This window comes from Polyangium mundeleinium, from assembly GCF_028369105.1.
GTDB classification, from domain to species: Bacteria; Myxococcota_A; Polyangia; order Polyangiales; family Polyangiaceae; genus Polyangium; species Polyangium mundeleinium.
Genome location: NZ_JAQNDO010000001.1, coordinates 1,997,873 through 2,019,786, shown reverse-complemented (window position 1 = coordinate 2,019,786; position 21,914 = coordinate 1,997,873). Strand labels below are relative to the sequence as shown.

The 21,914-nt window shown below is 68.4% G+C and carries 16 protein-coding genes and 1 pseudogene; 2 read left to right on the top strand and 15 right to left on the bottom strand.

Features of this window, described 5'->3' with window-relative positions:
- Positions 1-186: 186 nt before the first annotated feature.
- The 9 genes and pseudogenes from tssG to POL67_RS54135 all read right to left on the bottom strand — a co-directional run.
- Positions 187-1,245 (bottom strand): type VI secretion system baseplate subunit TssG, encoded by a 1,059-nt coding sequence (tssG, locus tag POL67_RS08215; protein WP_271916544.1) that lies wholly within the window; start codon positions 1,243-1,245, stop codon positions 187-189.
- Complete coding sequence (tssF, locus tag POL67_RS08210; RefSeq protein WP_271916543.1) at positions 1,209-3,017, bottom strand: type VI secretion system baseplate subunit TssF; 1,809 nt, start codon at positions 3,015-3,017, stop codon at positions 1,209-1,211. Before tssF ends, tssG begins: the two co-directional genes overlap by 37 nt.
- Complete coding sequence (gene tssE / locus POL67_RS08205; RefSeq protein WP_271916542.1) at positions 3,014-3,490, bottom strand: type VI secretion system baseplate subunit TssE; 477 nt, start codon at positions 3,488-3,490, stop codon at positions 3,014-3,016. The genes tssF and tssE overlap by 4 nt, the downstream gene beginning before the upstream one ends.
- Positions 3,491-3,526: 36 nt before the next feature.
- Positions 3,527-4,021, bottom strand: a complete 495-nt coding sequence (locus tag POL67_RS08200; protein ID WP_271916541.1) for an Hcp family type VI secretion system effector — start codon at positions 4,019-4,021, stop codon at positions 3,527-3,529.
- Positions 4,022-4,125: 104 nt separating this feature from the next.
- Positions 4,126-5,628, bottom strand: coding sequence for a type VI secretion system contractile sheath large subunit (tssC, locus tag POL67_RS08195; RefSeq protein WP_271916540.1), 1,503 nt, complete (start codon positions 5,626-5,628; stop codon positions 4,126-4,128).
- Between the two features lie 20 nt (positions 5,629-5,648).
- Positions 5,649-6,149, bottom strand: a complete 501-nt coding sequence (gene tssB, locus POL67_RS08190) for a type VI secretion system contractile sheath small subunit (RefSeq protein ID WP_271916538.1) — start codon at positions 6,147-6,149, stop codon at positions 5,649-5,651.
- 174 nt (positions 6,150-6,323) lie between these two features.
- Complete coding sequence (gene tssA, locus POL67_RS08185; RefSeq protein WP_271916536.1) at positions 6,324-7,412, bottom strand: type VI secretion system protein TssA; 1,089 nt, start codon at positions 7,410-7,412, stop codon at positions 6,324-6,326.
- A 14-nt stretch (positions 7,413-7,426) separates the two neighbouring features.
- A complete protein-coding gene (locus POL67_RS08180) occupies positions 7,427-10,765 on the bottom strand; it encodes a type VI secretion system protein (RefSeq protein WP_271930768.1) in 3,339 nt (1,112 codons plus the stop codon).
- 122 nt (positions 10,766-10,887) lie between these two features.
- A pseudogene (locus POL67_RS54135) lies at positions 10,888-11,025 on the bottom strand (hypothetical protein); the annotation flags it as partial.
- Between POL67_RS54135 and POL67_RS08175 the strand changes: the two are divergent.
- Positions 11,002-11,529: a hypothetical protein gene (locus POL67_RS08175; protein ID WP_271931057.1), complete on the top strand. Its 528-nt coding sequence runs from the start codon at positions 11,002-11,004 to the stop codon at positions 11,527-11,529. The pseudogene POL67_RS54135 and the gene POL67_RS08175 overlap by 24 nt on opposite strands.
- Here POL67_RS08175 and POL67_RS08170 read toward each other — a convergent pair.
- The 6 genes from POL67_RS08170 to POL67_RS08145 form a co-directional block, all read right to left on the bottom strand.
- On the bottom strand, positions 11,475-12,230 hold the full coding sequence (locus POL67_RS08170; protein ID WP_271916535.1) for a DotU family type IV/VI secretion system protein: 756 nt from the start codon (positions 12,228-12,230) through the stop codon (positions 11,475-11,477). The genes POL67_RS08175 and POL67_RS08170 overlap by 55 nt on opposite strands.
- Positions 12,231-12,234: 4 nt before the next feature.
- Positions 12,235-13,563, bottom strand: a complete 1,329-nt coding sequence (gene tssK, locus POL67_RS08165) for a type VI secretion system baseplate subunit TssK (protein ID WP_271916534.1) — start codon at positions 13,561-13,563, stop codon at positions 12,235-12,237.
- Between the two features lies 1 nt (position 13,564).
- Positions 13,565-13,891, bottom strand: coding sequence for a hypothetical protein (locus POL67_RS08160; RefSeq protein ID WP_136936127.1), 327 nt, complete (start codon positions 13,889-13,891; stop codon positions 13,565-13,567).
- Entirely contained in the window at positions 13,888-17,889 is a 4,002-nt protein-coding gene (locus POL67_RS08155) for a hypothetical protein (RefSeq protein WP_271916533.1), read from the bottom strand. Before POL67_RS08155 ends, POL67_RS08160 begins: the two co-directional genes overlap by 4 nt.
- Before the next feature lie 498 nt (positions 17,890-18,387).
- Positions 18,388-19,464, bottom strand: coding sequence for a hypothetical protein (locus tag POL67_RS08150; protein WP_271916532.1), 1,077 nt, complete (start codon positions 19,462-19,464; stop codon positions 18,388-18,390).
- 445 nt (positions 19,465-19,909) lie between these two features.
- A complete protein-coding gene (locus POL67_RS08145; RefSeq protein WP_271916531.1) occupies positions 19,910-21,436 on the bottom strand; it encodes an FG-GAP repeat protein in 1,527 nt (508 codons plus the stop codon).
- Here POL67_RS08145 and POL67_RS08140 point away from each other — a divergent pair.
- A complete protein-coding gene (locus POL67_RS08140; protein WP_444547422.1) occupies positions 21,378-21,653 on the top strand; it encodes a DUF7677 family protein in 276 nt (91 codons plus the stop codon). The genes POL67_RS08145 and POL67_RS08140 overlap by 59 nt on opposite strands.
- Positions 21,654-21,914 lie beyond the last annotated feature (261 nt).

The following is a 21,914-nucleotide window of genomic DNA, read 5'->3' as shown; positions in this document are numbered from 1 at the left end:
GTCACGGCGAGCGATGCCCACGAAATCGGGATGCCACGATACCGCGGCGCGCGCGCCGTTGACAAGCCTCACCCCTCGCCAGACGCCTCTTCTCCCCTCTCCCGCGAGGGGGGTTTGGGGGCAGAGCTCGGCTCGTCCAAGCGAAGCCCCCAAGCGATGAACGAGGGGCGGGGATGAGGGAGTCCTTCAGCCCGGCGCCTCGCCGAGCCCCTTCCGAATGGCCGCACGGGACAAACGCACCTCGCGGATCTTGCCGCCGTTCTTGTTCACGTTTCCGAGCCAGGCGATCTGGCCGACGAGCGCGCACGTGGCGCTCCCGAGCTCGATCCGCGGCGCCTCGCGCTCGGCGAGGACGAGGATGAGGCCGAAGTGGAATCGTGCGCCTGCATAAAAACGGACGAGGGAGCAGAGAGGCCCGAGCGCGTCGCCGTCCGGGAGGAATCGAAGGAATTCATCGAGCTTCATGGGCCCGATGCGCAGATCGAACGTGGACTCCTGATCCCAGAAACGCCCCCCGAGGCAAGCGTCACGGCCGAGCGCGCGGTTCTGGCCGGATCGGCCGATCGCCGTGCGGTCGGCCTCCTCGATCGGGTGAAAGGCCCCGGTGAGCGGGATGGGCTCGATGGGAACGCCGAAATGCCGGCGGAGGATCGCGACGAGGCCTTCGAGCGAGCGCGACTCGCTCCCCAGGTTCGCCGCGTGCTCGAGGAGCGCCCGATCCTGGACCGCGAGCCGGCCTTCGAGCGCCTTGAAGCCGAGGCCGAGCAGGGCGAAGAGGTGCCGCGCCGCATCGTCCTTCTCGGGCGAGGAGGCGCCGAGGCCGACGCGGTGGCCCTTGCGGATGCGATAAGCAAACGAGACGAGGCGGTGGTTGAAGATGTCGAGGAAATCACGCGCCGCGGTGTCGCCGCGGACGGCGCGCATGTAAATCGACTCGACGATGGGCGGCGGCAGCGGGCCGAGGGCGCCGCCGAGGCCGAGGAAGTTCACGAGCATCTTCGCAGGCTCGCCCTCGCGGTGCGGCGGGCGAATACGCGCGACGTCGGTCTCGGGGAAGGCGAGCGCGACGCTCCCGGCAAATCGCACGGACTCGCGCGACGGATCGGAGCCTTCGCCGACGGGGACGGCGTCGCCCTCGCGCCAGTGTTCGAGGAGGGAGACGGCCTGATAAAAATCGAACGCGTGCCCCTCGTCGAAGAGCCAGGCCTCTACAGAAGGGCTCTTTCGCCAGCCGTGGGCGGCCATCGTTTCCAGACCTCCGCGCGCGATGCTCGCTTCAGCACGAGCTCGGTGAACGCATTGATGTGCGCCTGTAAGGCGAAGAATCGGCTGAGGATCGAGGCCAAGAGGACCGGGCTCGATCCGGCGAACTGCTCGTCCGCGAGCGTGAGCGTGATCTCGAGGCCCCGGCAATACCCCCGCCACGCGTCGCTGCCGAGGCGGCGCGTGACCACGCGGCTCGACACTTCGAGGAGCGCGTCGATCTGGCGCTCGGCGTCGGGCGCGTCGCCGAAGACATAGGCGCGCAGGATCTCGCGCAGGGCCGCGACGCCCGTCTTGCCGTCCGTGATCGAGAGGTGGTTCTGCGAGAGGTTCGAGACGAGCCGCCAGAGCGCTTCGCCGCCCATGGGCGCGGCGCGCTGGGGGGTCGGTTTCGTGAGACAAACGATTTTTCGCGCCGGGACGGGGCGCTCGGGCGAGAGCTGCGTGTCCTTGGCGATCTCGTTCGCGAGATCGCGGTTCGTGCAGAGGACGCCGGCGTAGACGGTCTCCGACGGGGGACGCGCGAGCTTGAAGTCCGTGTCGACGAACGTGAGCCAGACGTCGGTGCCCGGCAGGTCCTTGCGGCCCGTGGCGACGCGGCGCGCGTGCCAGAACGCGCGCGGCCGCTCGCCCGCGCGGTGGTGCACGAAGGAAAAGAACGGCGCGTAGTCGACCTGCTTGGGCTCGCCGGGCGCGGTGGCCGCGACGCGCGTGATTGAATGGACCTCGGTGGTCCGCTCGCGGCGCGCGTCGGCGACGAGGCGATACTCGGGCCGCGTGTGATCGACGCGGATGGGCTCGGCGCTGCGCGGGAAGAGGTTGATGATCGGGGTGCAGCCGAGCTTCAACGTCGTCGGGCGGACCGCGACGCCGGCCGGCGGCTTCTGATCGAAGAGGACCAGGATCTTCGCGTTCTTGCGCGGCGGGAGCTTCGGCAGCTCGATGTCGAAGAAATGAAACTTCTCCGGGAACGCGAAATACTCCTGCACGAGGCGATGGCCGCGGTGCGCGTGCGGCGGATACGGCAGGACGTCCTCGTTCGCCTCGAAGCCGACGGGGCGAATCTTGCCGTACGTCCAATCTTGCGAGGGGTTTTCCCCGACCACGAGGACCTGCACGGCGTGCGCCGCGAGCAGATCGTAGAGGCGCGCCGCGCCCATGCCGCCGCCCGCGATGTGGAAGCGCAGCGAGCGCATGCCGAGTTTGTCGAGCGGCACCCCGCCGGTCGCGATCTCGATCTCGAGCGCCGCCGCGGCGTTCGTGAGCAGCCACGAGGGGACGTCGAGGTTCTCGGGCGGGACCATGCCCGCATTGACGATCTCGATCGGCCAGAGCGTGACCGGAAACGCCGTACGAAAATAACAAACAGGGCCGCTCTGCGAGGCCGCGAAGAGCGGCGTGTGCTTCTCGACCGTGTACCCGGAGCCGAGCTTGGCTTCCTTCGGGTCGATCTCGAACCCGGCGATCGCCATTGCCGGCACGGGACACGCGAGCTGCGGATACAGCGTGCCGAGCAGCGACGTCGTGTAAATCGGCAGCTCGGCCTCGATGTCCCGCGTGAGGCGCGCCGAGAGGAACGCAAAGGCCTCGACGAGGCGCTCGACGTGGGGATCGGCCGAGGCCTGGTTCGAGGTACCGAGGCGCGCCGCGATCTTCGGATAGTCCTTCGCGAACTCGGCGCCACGCTCGCGCAGATACGCGAGCTCGCGCGCATAGAGCTCGAGCATCTCCCGATCGGGATCTCCCTTGCTCATAAGGCCCCCTGGCTCGCGTCGAGCGGAGCCTCGAAGGAGAGCGGCTCACGCACCTCGTCCGTGACGAGCGTCGCCGAGAGCGCGACCACGAGGCGCGCATGCGGCGCCGCGTCCTCGCGTCGTTTGATCTCCACGCGTACGTTCTGGAGCCTCGGCTCGTACGCCTCGATCGTCTTTTGCACGAGGCGCACGAGGCGGCGAAGCTCCTCCGGGACGAGCGCACGGCCGCCGAGCTCGAGGTCGGGCAAACCGTAATCGAGGGTCGTGCGCTGCCGGGAGAGAGCCTCGTCGCCGGAGATGGGGCTGCGGGTGCCGAGGATTCGACCGAGCTCGCGGGCCACCGAGGCGCGCAGCCCGTCTCGATCGAGGGTGCAATAGGGGACCGCTTCTTGTTTTTGAGCAGGGTTCTCGTCGACCAACCGGTCGAACAGGGGAACCCTGCCCGCGCTCGTGGATCCCCACGCCTTCGCCATTCTGTCGTTCCCCTGGGACGATGAAGCGTCCTCGGGTTAGAGCTTCTTGTTCTCCTCGAGCGTCCAACCCGCCTCGGCCGTGCCCTTCTTGCCGGCCGGCGAAGGCTGGCCCTGCTGGGCGTACGACCACTTGATCTTGCGGTAGTTGAACGTGACCGTCTCGATGGGACGACCGCCGCTGCCGCCGCTCACCGAGACGTTCGTCAGGATCACGTCCTCGAACGTGATCTTGTAATAAAGGACCATGTCGCCGTCGTTCTTGTCGGCCTGGAAGACGGTGAGCTCGGCCTTCTTGATGTTGTCGCCGCCGCTGCACTTGAGGTTCAGCGTGGGCGACGTGATGTCGAGGAACTTGCTGAACGTGAAGTCCTGATGAACCGTGCGGCCGTGCGAACGCGCGTTCGCCGAGGCGCCCGCCGTGAGGGGCATCGAGACGCCGTGGCTGAAGGAAAGGATCTCGACCTTGTCCTTGCCCTGGCTCGCCGTGCTCTCGCCCTTGACGCCTTCAATCTCCAAAAAACTCGTTTCCATCGTTCACTCCTCCGCGTCCCCGTCGACGGTCACCGCCCGCGCGCTCCGTTCGAGCGCGGGGCGGTAACTTCCTGATCATACCCTACACTGATTTGCGAGGCCCGTCACGCCACAGGAGGCGGAAGATCCGCCACGAGGCGCATCGAGACCGTGAGCTCGTTGAGCTGGAAGTGCGGCTTCAAGAAAACGACGGCACGGTACGCCCCCGGCTTGCCGGGAACGTCGGTGACGTCGATCCGCGCCTCGCGCAAAGGCAGCCGCGCCTTCGTGTCCTGACCCGCGTCGTCGTTCAGGAGCACGTAGTCCGCGATCCAGTTGTTGAGGTACGACGACACGTTGTCCTTCGTCATGAAGCTGCCGATCTTGTCGCGCATCATGACCTTGATGTAATGGGCGAACCGGCTCGTCGCCATGATGTACGGGAGCTGCGCCGAGAGACGGGCGTTCGCCGTCGCCGAGGGCAGGTTGTACACCTTGGGCTTGTTCGCGGTCGCGCCGCCGAAGAACGCGGCCTGGCCGCTGTTCTTGCGATAGCAGAGCGAGATGAACCCGAGCTCGGAGAGCTCGTTCTCGCGACGATCGGTGATCGCCACCTCGGTCGGGGTCTTCACCGCGAGATCACCCTCGCTCGTCTTGAAGACGTGCACCGGGAGGTTCTCGACGAGGCCGCCGCCCTCGACGCCGCGGATCGCCGCGCACCAGCCATAATGCGCGAACGCGTTCGTGATCCGCTGGCCGAGTGCATACGCCGCGTTGCCCCAGAGGAAGTTCTTGTCCTCCGCGCCGACGTTCTCCTCGTACATGAAGCCGTCCACCGGCACGCCCTTCGGGCCATAGGGCAGGCGCATGAGGACGTGCGGCAGGACGAGGCCGACGTAACGGCTGTCCTCGGTCTCGCGGAACTCCTTCCACTGGATGAGCTGCGTGCTCTCGAAGAGCTTGGCGAGATCACCGGGCACGCCGATCTGGCCGAAGTTCTCCATGTCGAAGAGGTACGGGCTCGACGCCGAGATGAACGGCGCGTGCGCCGCCGCCGCGACCTTCGAAAGCTCGGTCAAGAGGCCGACGTCCGGGCTCGAACCGTCGAACTCGTAGTCGCCGAGGAGCAGGCCGTAGGGCGCGCCGCCAAACGTGCCGTACTCCTCCTCGTACACCTTCTTGAAGAGCGAGCTGCGATCGAACTCGGGCGAGGCCTCGAAATCCTTGCGGAGCTCGTCCTTGCGGACGTTGATCACGCGAATCTTGAGCCGCGTGCTCGTCTCCGTGTTCATGACGAGGTAGTGCAGGCCCCGCCACCGCGCTTCGAGATACTGGAACTCGGGCGCGTGCAGGATCACGTCGAGCTGCTTGCCGATGATCTCGTCGATCTCGTTGATGCGATCCTGAATGGCCGCCACCGCGCCGAGATCAATGGCGCGCTGCTTGTCCTTCGGATCCCGCTCGTCGAGGATCTGCTGGCAGAACTCTCCGACGATGTCGCGGGCGTGCTTCTTCTGGACGGGGTTGTCCCCCCGAACCATCGCGCCCTCGGCGAGGATCTGATCGATGATCGCCCCGCCGTCCGCGCTCGAGGCGATGAGTTGCTTGACGCTCGTAGTTTCCGGCATGTTCGTACCCTCCGCGCGGCCTAGCTCTGATCCTTGGAAACTTCCGCCGTGATCTTCTGGAGAGCCTCGGTGCTCTCCATGACCTCACGCAGCGCCGCCGAGAGCTCGTCGTTGCCCTCGAGCTTGCCGAGGAGGTCGTTCAGGCGCTCGCGCGCGCGGAGCAGCTTGCGGAGCTCCGGGATGCGCTCGACGAGGCGCTCGGGCCGGAAATCGTCGAGGTGCGTGAACGTGAGCGGGATCGAGATCTTCCCCGCCCCCTTGATCACGTCGTCGACCTTCACCGTGATCTCCGGCTTCGTCGAGGCGAGGACGTCGTTGAAATTGTCGCGGTCGATCTCGACGAACTTGCGCTCCTTCAACTTGGGCAGCGGATTCGCCGGGTTCTGCCCCAGATCGCTCAACACGCCGACCACGAACGGGATCTCTTTCTTCTCGATTGCGTTGCCCGTCTCGACGTCGTACGTGATCTGCACACGAGGCGGACGGTTTCGGTCCAGCCAGTGCTGCTTGCTCTCTGCCATCGATGGCTCCCTTCCTCGGCTCTCGCGGCGACGCCGCGGCTTTTGAAGTCTCCGAAAAACCGCCCGCGCACGGCGTGTACTCCTGGGCATTACCCTTTTACCGTGCTCGGGCTCGTCAACACAACACCCTCGTGAGGGCGCTCGCTCCCTCCCGCTCCCGGTCCTTCCCCCCGGTTACTCCTCCCTCCCGCGCATCCCGAGCAAGCGCTGTATCGCCACGAGATCGTCGGGGTTCCCCACGAACTCGTAGAGGAGCTGGGCGAGCGACATGTTGCCCCACTGCACCGCACGTTTGACCAGGTATGGGACCGGGCTGTGCGGCTCGGTCCGCATGAGGTACTCGGCCGCCTCGGCGAGCCGATAATAAGCGTCGGCGCGGCTCGCGATCGCAAACGAGCCGCCGCCTCCCCCTCCCCCGCCCGGCGCCGTGAACGCCGCCGCGGCCGCGGCCGCCGCAGCCGATCCGAGCGGCGGCGGGCTCGCCGCGGACGCGCTCGCCTCCGGGACACTCTCGCCATTGATGCGCGCCGCGTCACGCGCGAGGACCTCGATCTGCCCGAGGACCTCCCGCACGCGGCGGAGCGTGGGCGGGCGCGGGACGTGCGTCGCGATCGCCGCCTCGGCCGCCTCGGCCGCCATGATCGACGTGCCCGCGTCGAGCGCGATCTCGGACCAGCGCGTCGCCGCGCCGCCGAGCGAGATCTTGGCGAGGAGCGATTCTCGTGTCGGCCGCGCGCCCTCGCCGTCCCCGTCGGGCGGCGCAGCCTGTCCGCCGAGATCCCAATCGAGCAGCGAAAACGCCCCGTCGCCGTCCCCGAACGGCGTGCGGCGCAGGCGATCCGAGAGGATGTCGTCCATCCACTCGTAAAGCGCGACGCGCGCCGAGGCATCGGCGTCGTCGCCGAGCGCGGGGAAGAGGCCGTCCCAGTACCGCTCGCAGAGCCCGGCGACGAGGGACAAACCCTGGCCGAGGCCCTTCACGCGGGAGCGCCGGAGCCAGGCCTCGACGAGCCAGGCCGCGATCTGGAGGTCCTTCGATTTCTTGCGCAGCGCGTCCTGGCAAAGTTTGTCCACGAGCGCGAAGTCGGCGACCTTGAGCTTGGTCTCCCATTCGCCCATGGGCAGCGAGGGATCGTCCTCGCGACGCGCCTCGCGCACGCGGTCGTACGTGCCTTCGTACCGGAGAGACGAGCCACAAGGCGCCTCCTCGGAGATGGGCAGGAGAAGCGTCTCCAGATCGATGAGCGGGGCCTTCGTCGACATCGAGGCTCTGTCTCCTAAAGGTTCGGAGCGATCGCGGGGAACTCGGGGTATCTGAGCATCCGGTCCTTCTCGACGCCGGTGAGCGCGAGGCGGACGAAGACACGGACGGTGTTGGCGTCGGTGCCGACGCGCTCGATGAAGCCGCCCGTCGGATCGGGCGACGATTGCACGACGAAGCCGAGCACGTGGGATCCGCCCTCGGTCTTCTGCGAGCCGTCACGCGCGGAGCTCTGGTGGAACGCGATCATGCGCAAGAGCGCCCAGGGGCCGCGCTCCTCGAACGTGACGGTCCGATCGTTCACGAAGACATTCGGGCCCTGCGTCGAGAGCGGCACGTCGAGGCTGCTCTTCGCCCAGCGCAGATCGACGCGGACGGGGTCGTTCACGCGCCAGCTCGCTTCGGCCTTGGGGCCGTCGCGGAAGAGGCGCTCGTCCGCGAGCCGCATGGCCCAGTCGGCGATGCGGTTGCCGCCGACCTCGAGGGCGGGATTGACGCGGAACTCGACCTTGACGTCGTAGATGCCGTCCTCGGCCGACTCGACCTGCGCCCACATGGGCATCATGAAGGCGCGGACGGCCTCGATCTTTTCGAGGAATCGCCCGACCTCGCCGGCCGAGGCCTTCGTGTCCTTGCCGAGGACATACCCGAAATCGGAGCGGAAATCGGCCGCGTCCTGGAGGAACCGCCGCACGGTCTCGGGGCGCGCGTCCTCGACGCGAATGCCCGGCTCGATCTTGACGAAGGGGAACTTGCCCGAGAGCTCACGGTTGAAGGTGCGACGGAGCGCGGCATAACGATCCCGCATCTCCTCGCTCGCGAGGACACGGCAGCGCTCGCGCAGCTCCTCGACGATGTACTTCTGTTTGCCCGCGAAAAAGCCGCCCGAGCCGTCGACGCCGGCGCGTTTGTCGAGCTCGGCGATGCAGTTCTTCGCCGTGATGAGCGGCAGGTCGGAGAGCATGAAGGTCTCCAGGTTCGAGACCCCGTTGCCCGCCTTCTTGTTTTCGTAATCCTTGAGCGGCCAGGCGACGTTCTGCCAGAGCGAGACGTTGGGATCGCCGCTCGCGTCGCCCGCGACCTCGGGGCTTTCCATGGCCGCGAGCAAAGGCTCGGCGAGCTCCTTGTGCATCGTGGCCGCGCGCGTGCGCTGGGCCGCGGCATACTCGGACAAACGGCCGGCGTCGGGGACGCTGAACGCCTCGAAGGCCGGCGTGCCTTTGCCGTCCCACCAGGTGAAGCCGCCCTTCTTGAGGCCGTAGAGGTTCTCGGCGCGGAGGACGTCGGCGGCGCGGCCGAGGACCTCGGAGCCCTGGCCACGCAAGAGCTCGCGCAGCCGATCGCGCGTGTCGTCCATGCGCAGGCGGACGAACGCGCCGATCATCTCGCGGATGGGGGCCATCGCCTGGCCGAGGTTCGTCGCGTCGCCGCGGACGGTTTCGAACTGGCGATTGTTGTTCCCAGGCAGCGGCGTCGCCGGGCGCGCGGCGCGGGCGACGGCGCCGAGGGTGCTCGCCTTGATCTGGCGGACCGTGAGATCGGAGATGGTGTTGCGGATGCGCGCGTCGACCGTCTTGAGCACGCCGCCCTGGAGGAAGGTCTCGTAGTCCTTGGGCAGGCGCGCGGCCTCCTTGAGGACCTCGGCGTCCCAGTCGACGCGCGACCGATCGAGATCGGGCGTGAGGGTCTTCTCCTCCTCGGCCGTCATGAACGTCTGCTGGCGGAGCGCGTCGATGGGCGCCTTGAGCCCGAGGATGAAGGGCGAGAGGCGCATGAGCAGGACACCGCCCTTGCGCTCCAGGATGGGCCCGGAGAGGGGCGCGCCGGCGCTCGCGACGTAGGTCTTGAGGTCGAGCAGGCGCGCGTCGACGCCACTGCGCAACGACGCCTCGACGTCGGCGCCGAGGAGGCGCGAGTTCTTGACGGTCTTCAAGAGACCCGCGATGCCCTCGTTCGGCGGGAGCGACTCGCCCGAGACCCAGGAGAGCGTGGGCGCGCCGAGGTGCGCTTCGACGCGCGCGATCGCGTCGCGCAGGGTCCAGAGATCCTGCGCGGTGTACTCGGCGCCCTTGGTCTCCAGATCCTTGAGGCTCTGCACGAGCTGCTCGACGTCGGCGCGGACGACGGCGTCGCTGTAGGCTTCGAGGACACGATCCTGCAGGCCCTTGAAGAGCGCCGTGGCCTTCTCGCGCGCAGGATCCCGACGCGGGGCGAGGTCAAACGGTTGACGGCGCGCGCCGCGGGTGAGGGCGTTGCGGTAGTAGTCGACCGCGATCGTGGGCGAGGTCTTGTAGCCGAGCAGGTAGTCCGAGAGATCAGCGACGCTCTGCATGCGGGCGTCGGGCGTGGCGTCCTTGGGCAGCTCGCCGAGCAGGCCATCGTGGCGCGCGACGTGGGCCTCGAACGCGGTGAGCTCGCGGAGCCACGTTTCGAGGTTGATGTACTCCTGGCTCTTCTCGACGCTGAGCGGGAAAAACGCGTCGGGCGGGGGCTGCGGCGGGAGCGGGCGGAGCAGGTGCGTGGCCTCCTCGGTGAGGCCGGCGCGGAACGTATCGACGAGGACGTGTTCGAGCGCGACGACGAAGGCCGTGTCGACGCGGCGGTCGAGGCGGCCCCACCAGGACGCCGGGTTCAGCGGCGAGCGCAGGCGGCCCGACTCCTCGATCGTCTCGAGCTTCTCGATGAGGGCCTTGGCGCGGAGCTTCTTGGTGTCGAAGCTCGCCTCGGTGCCCGGGGTCTCGCTCTTCGCCTGCAGGACGTTGCTCTGGACGTCGCGCAGGAAAGGCATCACCGCGGTCGTGCGGCGTTCGAGGCGCGAGGCGTCGATCCAGAGGGCCGCGAGGAAGGCGCCGCCGAGGCAACACGCCACGATCTGGAGCGCGAGGTTGATGCGCTGGCGGCGGCGGAGCGCGGTGGCCGCGGGCTTGCCGAGGTTCCGCTCGGCGAACACTTTGTGCTCGAACAGATCCTTCGTGAAGAGGACCTTGCCCGGCGCGGCGGCCCCCGCGGGCTTCGGCGGCGCGGGCGCAGCGGGGGCGGCGCCGGGGGCCGTGAGCTGCGGGGGGCCCGCGGGCGGATCGGCGAGGCCGCAGAAGTAGATGCCGCGGAGGGTGAGCGTCTCCTGGCCGGCGCCTTCGAGGAAGACGGGATCGACGTAGGTGCGCAGGCCGTCGGCGAGCGACTCGATCTCGCTCGGGAAGAGGAAGAAGTCGTCGGGGGAGCGGACGACGGGGGCGCCGGCAAACCGTCGCGCCTGGTAGCGGAGGAGTGCATCCCGGACGGTGCCGAGCGCTTCTTCGACCCAGTCCTCGGAGCCCTCGGTGAAGGGCGGGTGCGGGCTCGACCAACCGAGGATGTCGTCGCGGCCGGTCTGCGTGACCTCGATGCCGAGGCTGCGGAAGCCAGAGAGGCGATCGTCTGCGTGACGACCACGTAGACCGGCACGTTCATGCCGAGCGTCTGCTGCGCGAGGGAGACGGCGGCGCGCAGGACCGTCGCCTTGCGCTTGCGCTCGGCCGGCGTGGAGCGCGCGGTCTGCATGACCTCGGCGCAGGGGACCGTCAAAAGAATGCCGTCGACGGGGCGATCGGGGTGCAGGCGCTTGAGCTCGTGCAAGAGCGCGCGGTACGGCGGATCGGGCGCAGGCGTGCCGCCCTCGCCGAAGAGCAGACGGCCGGCGACGTCGACGAGCAGCGCCTTGCCGAGCATCCAGAGGTTGACCGCCGACGTGTCGCCGGGCGCGGGATCTCCGCCCTCGATGAGCTGGACGCTGAGGCCGGAGCCGCCGAGGAGCGTGGTCTTTCCGGACGAAGGTTCGCCGAGGACCAGGTAACGCGGCATCTCCTCGCGCGCGGTCTTGTCCTGGACCTTCTTGACGAGCGCGGCCTTGGCCTTGTCGAAGGCGGCGCGGATCTCGGCCGTCGGATCGGGTTTGCCCTCGCGCTTGGCGAGCTCCAGGGCCTTCTGCGCTTTTTTCTTCTGCGCGAGGAAGAGCGCGTAAGCCCCGGTCACGACGACCGCGAGCGCGATCAGGCCGGCGACGATTTTGAGGAGGGTGCCGACGGTCACGTGGCGTCCTCGATGCGGTCGAGCACGTCGTCGAGCTCGGCCGTGCGATAGAGCCAGAGGATCTCACCGATGACGATCCAGCCGAGGATGACGACGAGGAACGGCAGGAGGCCTCGGGAGAGGGAGGGCAAACGCTTCTGCTGCGCGTCGTTCGTGGTGTGCTCGTGCGCCTGGGGGCAGAGCTCTTCTCCACGGACGATTTCGGGATCGGTGCGGGCGAGGAAGTCGACGATGCGCTGGCGGTAGGTCTCGGGCTCGCCGGTGCCGAGCGGCGCATACCGTCCGCGGAAGCCGAGCGCGAGGGCCGTGAGGTAGACGGTGAGGAGCTGCGACGAGGCGGGGATACGTCCGTTGAGGGCGTCGTCGATGCGGTTGAAGAATCGGTCTCCCGAGTCGCGCGTCTGGAAGACGACGGACTCGAGCGGTTTGTCCGCCCAGGGCTCCTTGCCGGTCCAGTCGAGGTGGAGGAAGACCTCGTCGGCCATGGCGATCATGACGTAGCGGGTCTCCTCGAAGAGGCGGCGCTCGTGCTCGGGGAGCGAGCCCTGGATCTTGCCCGCTTGTTGCTCGAACGCGTCGAGGAGGCGCTGCTGGACGGCGTCGTGCGGGAGCACGCCGCCCGAGGCGACGACAACGCGCTTCTGCGTGACGACGTCCGCGTGGAAGTTGCAGAACGCGTCGACGAGGACGCGTTGATCCCGCAGGGCAGCCTGCTTGGGGGAGAGCGCGGGTCGTCCCGGAGAAGCAGCCATCCCCCTACCCGCTCTTCACGTAGAGGACCGCCTCGGAGGGCCCGCTCTGCCCCGTCGGATCGGCCGTGTTGCACAAGGTGAGCGGTTCGCCCGGGTCGAGGTAGACGCTCTGCTCTTCGAGCTCGAAGAGCAAGATGCCGGGCGTGGCGACGAGATCGCCGTTGCGCTCGACGCGCTTGCGTCCGGCGCCGAGGATGCGGCTCTCCTGCATCGTGCGGAGGCGCGCCGGGGCGCCGATGAGCGCGCCGTTCATCCAGTTGAGGAGCTGATCCTCGCGGACGCCGCGCTGCACGCGGACGGCGACGACGAGGGCGCGTGTACGGAACTCGCGCTGGAAGAGGACGTTGTACTTGCCGTCCTTGAGATCGAACGGGTAGGCCGTGAAGGACTCGATGATGCCCTCGTCGACCATGCGGAAGATGTGGTCGCGGGCGTTCTCGAAGGTCGCGCGGAGGTCGTCGTGCCGGTACTTCGGGAGGAGCGGCGGGACGGGCGTGCGCGCGAGCGACGAGATCTGTCCGAGCAGGCCCGTGAGCGCGACGAAGAGCGAGAACGGGTGCGGGCGCTCGGAGTAGAGGACGGTCTCGAACGGAGGGAGCGCCGCGACGAGGCACTGGATCTGGCGGCGCACCTCGCCGATGAGCTCGCGATCGGTGGTGCGCGACAGGAAGTTCGCCTTCTCGGCGAGGCGCATCGCCTTCTCGCGCAGACGACCGGCAAGACGTTGACACATCTCGTCGAGCTCCGAGCCAGGCGCGACGCCGAGGGTGGGCGGGATGTAACCGGTCGAGACGAACGCCTCGCCTTCGAGGCGGACGCGCGCGATGGGCAAGCACACGAGGCGCGGCGGAGGTTCGGCGGCGACGAGGAGGCGGACGCTCGGCGCGATGCGCGGGATCTCGAGGGGATCCTCGCCGGTGTGTTCGTCGACGACGGGCGCGCCCTCGGCGGAGCGATGGCGCGCGAGGTCCGCGGCGGAGGCGGAGACGGCCGCCTGCGCGCGCGGGACGGCGAGGTACACGGTGGCGGGTGCGTCGCGGACGAGCGCGGCCTGGGGGCGCAGATCGACGGAGAGATCGTGTTTGCCCCCGACGTGATGGACGAGGGTGCCATCGGGCATGATGGCCTCGACCTGCTGGATACGAAGGAGACCGCTGCCGAGCGTGCCTTCGGCGAGCTTCAGCGAGACGATGCCGTGGTGGTACGGCGAGGCCTGTCCGAGGTGGTAGGCGAGCAGGCGCTCGGACCTGCGATCGGCCTCCTGGAAGTGCTGCGGCGACAGGAGCATCCCGTCATGCCATTGAATCGCGAGCGGAATGTCGTCGGCGCTCATGTCATTCCTCCGGAGCATCGAGGGGGCTCACGACGAGGTCGTCGTCGCCGAGGTCGACCCGCATCCGGCGTTGCGGTCCGATTCGAAAGCGATGATCGCCGGGCGAGCGATAATTGGCAAAGATGACGGCGCCGACGGCCTTGCCGTCGACCTCGACGACCATGGGCGGGGGCGCCTGGCCCGGGACGAATTCCCAATCCCACTCGGTGAACGCGGTGCCGCTCGGGAAATCCCGGCGCATCTGCTCGCGCTGCTCGTACCACTGCTTGGCGGTGAGCTTGATGATCTGGTCGAAGAGCTTCGCGTCCTGCACCGCGACCATGGTCATGGGGACGGGCGAATTCCGGTTCGCCTTCGCGGTGATTGCGACCTCGACGAGAAACCGCGTCGCCGGGGGGCCCGAGGAGCACCCGAGGCCCAAAGGAAGGGCCAGGGCAAGCGCTGCGATCCATCGCGCCCTGCCCATCGCCCCACCCCGACCGTGCCTGGAGTCGCCCATGAGTCTCGCAAGGGTAGAGCGATCGTGTGGGACGGGTCTACAAACTCGCGAAGGTAGGATGCGGAGGAGAATGGAAACGATGGGTTAGCGCGGACGGCTGTGCGATCGCCGAGGAGGGGGGATGGGCCGAGCGAGGGGGCGAGCGAGGAGAAGCGGAGGGGATACGCGAGGGCTCTGTGTCGAGGCTTGACGTGGGGCGTCTCCTGCCCTCGCGCGGAAAGATTCAGGCGGAGCGAATCAGGCGCGGGAGGACAACGCGTCGCGGCGGCGCGAGGGGCGCGTCGACGCACGAGGAGCCCGGCGGCGATCACCAGCGCGGCGATCGGCGTCCCGGTCGCGGGCGCGCCCGAGGCCTGGCAGCCGACGGAGGTGGCCGAGCCAGAGGCCAGGGCGGATTCGCCGCCTTCGCCTGGTTTCACGCCCGCACCCGAAGCGGTGGATTCACTGCTTCCGCCACTGCCGCCGCTGCCGCCACTGCCGCCGCTGCCGCCACTGCCGCCACTGCCGCCACCGCCGCCGCTGCCGCCCGCGCCGGCGCTGCTGCTTTCGCAAACCCCGCTCGTGCAGGTGCCACCCGCGCAGGATTCGCCGTCCTCCTTCGTCGGGTTATCGCAGGTGCCCGTCCCCGGATCACAGGTCCCGGGGTCGTGGCACTCGTCCTCAGCCGTACAGACCACCGGATCGGCGCCGACGCATGCGCCCGCGTCGCAGGCGTCGCTTTGCGTGCAGGCATTGCCGTCGTCGCACGTCGCGCCCGTGAGCGGCGTGCAGGTGCCGTCGGCCGACGCGCCGAGCGCGACCGCGCAAGCCTGGCAATCGGGCGCCGAGCCGCCGCAACTCGTGTTGCAGCAGACGCCGTCCGCGCAGAAGCCGCTCGCGCAATCGGTCGACGCGGAGCAGGCCGCGCCGAGGGGCTGCGAGGTCGTGAGGAGACGGGCGCGGACGCGGTTGCTTCCGAAGGGCGGCGCGGTGTCGCCTTTCGTATAAGCGAGGAGCAGGTGCCCCGCGCCGTCGCTCGCGAGCGCAGGCCGACCGTGGAACATGGAGCCATTGCCCGCGAAGGGCTGGCCGCCGGGGGTGAGGACGTCGCCGGCCTCGGTCACCCAGCTCCCGTAAATGGCGCCATTGGCGCCGTGCCTCCCGTCACGCCAGACGATGAGGCAATCGGTCCCGTCGAAGGCGATGGCAGGCGTGCTGCTCTGGGCATTGGGGGACAGCTCGACGTCGAGGGTGTCGATGAGGACCCCGGCGGCCGTCACGCGGGCCAAAAAGACGCGTCCCGTGCTGTACGCGACGGTGAAGTTCAGACCGTCGTATGCCGCCGCGACGGTGCCGCCGGTGGGGGTGTTGGGCCGAATGGAGACCCCCGACGTGCTGTCCAGGAGCGCCCCGGCGGTCGTGATGCGCCCACCTCGCAGGCCCCCGCCGTAGCTGCCAGGAGCCATCCATGCCGCGAAGTATTGACCCCCGCCGAACGCCAAGGCGTGCGTCAAACCGGTCCCGCCGAACGACCCGACCATGAAGCCGGTCGGCTGGAGCAGCGTGCCGGCCTGGGTCAGCAGGGCGCCGTAGAGGCTGAAGGAGGAGGCGCTCGCACGATTGTCCTGCCAGATGACGAGGTAATTCGTGCCGTCGAACGCGAGCAGCGGGGCTTGTTCATACCGGTTGGCGACGGCGACGAGGGGGATCCCGCTGGGATCGCTGACGACGCCGGCCGCGGTCATGCGTGCGGCATAGACGTCGTAATAGGTCCCCGAGCGCTTGTCCTCCCAGACGATCATGTACTGGCTGCCGCCCCAAACGACCTTCGGGGAGGACTGATCGCCGGTCGCGGCCGACACCTGGATGCCCGAGGGATCGAGCACGTCACCGTCCGGCGAGACCCGCGCGCCGTAGATGTCGAGGTTCGTGTTGGTGCGGAGGTCCTGCCAGACGACGAGATAGTTCGTGCCGTCGTAGGCGACGGAGGGCGCGTCCTGCTGGTTGGCGGCCGAGAGGAGCAGCAGGCCCAGCGGTTCGTGGACCGTGCTCCCCGTGAAGCGCGCGCCATAGGCAACCGCACTGCCGCCGGCGCGCTGGTCTTCCCAGGCGGCGAAACAAGCGCCGCCGTTGCACGCGACGCTCGGCCGCAACTGCGAGCTCGTGGCGACGGCGACCGGGGTCCCCGTGCCGTCGAGCGCAGCGCCGTCGACCGAGACTCGCCCCTGCCAGATGTCGGAGGTGCTGCCGGCGCGATTGTCGCTCCAGACGACGACGTACTGGCTGCCGTCGAACGCGACGTCAGGGGCCGCCTGCGTCCCCGCGTTCATGCAGACCTGCATGCCGAGCGGATCGAGCAAGGCCCCTGACGACGTGACCCGCGCGCCGTAGATATCTTTGTTTCCCCACCTGCCGTCTTCCCAGGCGACGAAGTAGTCCGTCCCGTCGGAGGCGACGGAGGGGAGGAGCTGGGTCTGCGCCCCGAGCGAGATCGCAAAGCCGGTCGGATCGAGCACGGCCCCAGCCGCGGTCACGCGCGCGCCGTAGATGTCCGCGATGGCGTTGTTTCGCGTGTCTTCCCACGCGACGAGGAAGTCGGTTCCATTCGACGCCACCACGGCGTTGGACTCGACCTTGCCCGTGCTCGGCAGGACGGTGAAGGAACTGCCGAGGGCCGTGCCCGTCGCGTCGACGCGCGCGGCTTGCACCTTCCCGTCGGTCGACGCCCATACGACGAGGGAATTCGTGTCCCCGGCGGCCACGTCGACCGCGCTGATTCCGCTGGAATGGCTCCCGTATTTCTTCGGGGTCGGGTCGAGCACGACGCCGTTCGGCGTGACGCGCACGCCATAGACGAGCCCTTCGGAAGCATACGTCGCCCACACGACGAGGTAGTGGGTGCCTGCAAAGGCCACAGCGAGCGCCCTATTGTAGCCGGCGACGAGGCTGATCCCGGCTCCGATCTCGAAGCCCCCCGGGTCGAGGATCACGCCTGCGGGCGTGACGCGGACGCCGACGATCGTTTGCCCGCTGATCTTGTTGAGCTGCCGCAAGTCAATCCAGGCGACGAGCCAATTCGTCCCGTCGAAGGCGACCTGCATGGACGACTGCGCCGTGGACACCGGGAAATAAATCGGCGCATCCAGGCCGAACTCCGGCCCAATCGTCGGGTCGAGCACCGCAGGATAGGCGGAGCCCTCCACGACGGCCGCGGGCACGGTCAAGACGAGCTCGCTCTCGGCCTTCGTATACCGCACCGGCACCGCCGTCCGTTCCCCGCGCCCGTCGATCCACGTGGCCAGGCCATACCGAAGCCCGAGGCCCGTCGCCGGATCGACGAAATGGTGCCCCGCCGCGGTCTCGCCCGCGTACGCCTGGCCCGTGACGCGCACGCGAATCTCGAGGTCGCCCCGCCCTTCCGGCCGCGCCTCGAACGAGAAGCTCTGCTCGACGCCCTCGTCGTCATTCCGCAGATGCTCGGTGACCTCGCCGCGCGCGACGGCGAGGTGGCCATCCTTCTCGACGCGCCCCTCCACGCCGCGGAGATTCCGGGCCGCGCCGCGGGTCATCGCGACGGTTTCGAACGTGGCCTCCGCCCCCTCGACCTCCGCGGACGCGGGCCGGACCGAAAAGGCCGAGGTCGAGGCGCGCACGCCGTAGGTCGTGTGCCCGCCCGTCCAGCGCTCGCCGTCCTTCCGGAACGCGAAATGGACCTGCCGCATGACGCCGTCGAGATCAAACGGCGCCGATACCTGCGTTTGTTTCGCCGACGCGCGCGCGGGCACAGACTCCGGAGGCGTGCTCTCCTGCAACGAGAGCTCCGCATCGCGGGCAGAGCACGACGCCACGAGCGCGACGATACAGACAACGAGCGCGGACCACAGGCCGCGCCGAATCCGAGCACGAGACTTCCTCGGACACGAAGATACGAGTCCAGACATAACACCTCATCCACTGTGGCAGCACATACTGCCCAATCGTGGTAGGGACCTGTACCACGAGCCAGTGGAGGAGAGAAGCGCATAGAGGGCGCGCGAGGCGATGACGTGCCGTCGCTCGACACGGGCGTGGCTTTCGCGACCTGGTTCTTGCGGCGGGTCTTCGCGCCTTCTCCGCGACGCGACGGTCATCCGGAGCGTGCCTTAAGTCGATACCGTCGATATGTCACGCACCACGACGAGCCACGACGAGCCGGCCACATGCGAGAGCGCTGGCACCATCGGGTATTCGTTCACGCCCACGCACCCGGAACCGATCTACGTCGGAGCCTTCGATGACTCGGGCCGATCGATCGAGCCCAGCGCGACGAACACCGTGAGCCATGATTTCATCGGACCCTCCAGGGGTCATTCGACCACGAGAAGCTTGAACATCTCGAAGTGGCTGCTCGCAGTGACCCCGAGCGTCGCGGGTCCGACCTCCCTCCCGGAGAGCGTCACGCAGCCCGGCGTCGTCCAGAGCGGCGTATTCAACAGTTCCTCCCCCGACGGCGGCTCCGGACGCTCGATCGAGACGGTCTCGGACGGGCGGAACTCCCACGTCGCCCCGACCACCGTGGTGCTGTTCGAGGCTGCGCGAAAGCAGAGCTGCGTGCCGGGCGCTCCGCGTTTGATCTCGATGGGGCGCCCCTCCTCCGGGGCCGCGGGGGATCGCAGGGCGATGGCGTCGACCGACGAGGCGACCTCCACGTTGGAGACAAAGGAACGGTCGCCCGCCCGCATCGTGAGGAGCACCCGCTCCCCCGAGATCACCACCGTGACCTGGAAGAGATCCCACGCATGCCGCGAGACCTCTGCCGCGTGGGCGCGCACCTCGAGCCCCTCGTCGACGAGCTGGTGGTCATTCGGGTCGAAGAGCAGGACCCCGAGCAAGGCCGGGTTCCCGGCGAGCACCTTCCAGCGCACGACGTCCGCATCCTCTTCCCGAAGCTCCCGCGGGAGCAGGGCGACACGCGCGACGGGCGCAACCTTGATCGCGTACCGGTCGAGTAGCTTGTTCGTCCCTGGCTCGAGGAGTCGCAGCAAGGATTGGCCCTCGGAGACACCTCGCAGGACGACCGAGGCGGCGCCACTCGATTCGATCGCGGCAGCCCTGGAATCGACGAGCATCGCCTTGAAGCCAGCCACGAAGGGATCATAGGGCGGCTCCGGGTAGCGGAGGAACATCGTCTGCGTGCCCCCAAGGGCCGTGGCGAGGCGTTCATTGGCTTCCGCATCGTTGAATGTCCGCGCGCCAAAGAATACCAGGCCCCTCGGCGTCTGCTCCGAGCAGATCTCCCCGGGCGGGCACGCGCCTCCCATACGCGCTCGTTGCCCGAGGCTTTCGTCGCATGCCACGAACGACAGCCCCACGAAGATCAAACCCAGGGAGATGATCCCTCGACGCTCCCAGTCTCCTCTCGGCTTTCTCGATTGTCGGGTCATCGTCGGCCCCCCTCGCGTGTGGTCCCCTCGCGCCGCGCAGGGTTCTTTCCGCGCGCCGCTCGGTCCCGTCATGACCGAACGTTGAGCCGCTCGCCGAGGGCCGCAAGTCGGCCGTCCGCAGCGATGGCGACGGGCGTCGAGAGGTCACCGTCACGGGGCCAGGTCGTCCCGCATCACGCCCACGCGTCTTGCTTTGAATGGCCTTCGCGGACCCGCCAGACCGAGCCCGGCCGCGAACCGCGAAGGTCGCTGGAGGGCAGGAGCGCGGGCTGCGTGGGGGCCGCCTAGAACATCGATCGGTTTGACAACCGCTCGATGTTCTAGGCTTCTTTCGTCCCTAGGGGGACGCCTCGCGTCCCCCTCTCGGCCAGGCGGAGCCCGGCCGATTCACCCCCCGAGGCGAGCTCGCTTCGCGATCTCGCAGAGCGCCGAACTGTTCGGCGCTCTAGAACGTCGAGCCGTCGCCCCGCCGCACAATGCTCCGGGAGCGCGCGCGCCGCTGACTCCCGGCGAGGACCACCCCTCCCAGCGCGAGCAACCATGCTGCCCCGCCGCCTCGCTCCGCGCCGGCCATCCGGCAGCCGCAGCCGCTCTCCTCCGTCGACGGAGCGCCGCCGGACCCGCCCATTCCGCCGGACCCGCCCATTCCGCCGGACCCGCCCATTCCGCCGGACCCGCCCATTCCACCGGACCCACCCGCGCCGCCGGCCCCGCCCATTCCGCCGGCCCCGCCCATTCCACCGGACCCGCCCATCTCCATCGCGAACACGTACGCCGCGCCCGAGGAGCCGCCTTTTTCTGCATCGCTGGGCGCGCCGACGACCGCCGTCTCGCCGTCGAGACGGCAAGACCAGCCGAACCTGTTCTCCACCGCCACCGCGTCCGAGGCCGTGAGCTTGTTCGCCTCGGTCCAGACGCCGCCGCTCCTCTCGAAGACGTACGCCGCTCCCGGCTGCGTCACGGCCGTCTTCATCGTGGGGGTCCCGATGAGCACCCTGTCCCCCTGCACCGCGACGCCCCACCCGAACTGCGCTCTCTCCTGCGCGTCGCTCGCGACGAGCTTCTGCTGCTGGCTCCACGTGACGCCATTGCGGACGAAGACATACGCCGCGCCGGCCCACGTCCCCTTCTCGCTGTCGCCGATGGCGCCCACGACCGCCGTATCGCCGTCGATGGCGACCGAATACCCGAAGTTTTGCCCTACCGTCGGATCGGACGGGAAGACCTTTTGTTGCTCCGTCCAGGTCGCGCCGCTGCGCACATAGAGAGAGGCCGAGCCACCATCGACGCTCATCGTGGGATCCGCGAATGCCGCGATGATGGCCGTGTCGCCGGAGAGGTCGACGGCATTGCCGAAATGCGTCGTGACGTGGTCGGCCGGCGCGATCTTCTGCTGAAGCGACCAGGTCGAGCCGCTCTGGGTATACACGAAACCTCCGCTGCCCTCGCCCCCCAGGAGGATCGTCGTCCCGCTGACGGCCACGGTGGATGCGTAGCTGCCGAGGGTCGCCGGAGGTGCCAAGAGCTTCTGCTGCATCGTGTAGACGCCCCCGCTCCGGGCGTACACATAGGCCGAGCCTTTGTTCAACCCATTGTCGTCGTCCAAGGCTGCGCTGATGATCGCGATATCGCCGTCCACGTCGACCGCGTGGCCGAAATAGTCGTCGGGCTGCCCGTCGTCGGGGGAGAGCGTCTGCGTCGGGGCGAAGGAGCCTCCCGCTCGCACGAAGACCTGCGCCACGCCGGATCGGCTCCCCTTGAGGTCGGCCTCGGCCGCGCCGACGATGATGACATCGCCGGAGAGGCCGATCGCTTGCGCGGCGAGATCGCCGACCATCGGGTTCTCGATGAAGAGCTTCTGCTGCTGGGTCCAATTGAACTGCGCCACGGGGACGGGGGACGCCAGGGCACGCGTGCCTCCGAGGGAAAGAAAGGCCCCGACGAGGAGCACGAGCGGGCGCCTACGCAACATCGATGAAATCGACATACCGTTCATGGAGTCGCATATAACAGAGTCGGTCGAGATGACGTGCGCGCTCTTCGTCAACGTGCTCGAGCTGGACGAGGAGGGCGTCGTACGCAATGCAAAGCAGGCGGAGAACCACGCCGCCCAGTACATCCGGAGCTACGTGGACGCGGCGTACGTCGTAGAGCCACCCTTCGAGGATTGGGAGACGAACTTGGACTGAAAGGGGGGTCGTGAGCGTTCATCTTCCTCCGGGTCGTAACTTCCTGTAGCGTGGCAACCTACGCAGACAGCCAACCATCAACCAGGATCTCCGTACGCATGCACCTCCGCCCATCCTTCCAACACCTCGCCCCCATGGTGTTCGCTGCGACGGTTGCGAGCGCGCCCTTGGGAGGGCTCGGTTGCAGCAGCGAAAGCAACCCGGACGAGGGCTCGCTCGAAAGCCTCGCGCATTCCCAGCCGACCGCCTCTCATGAAGCCA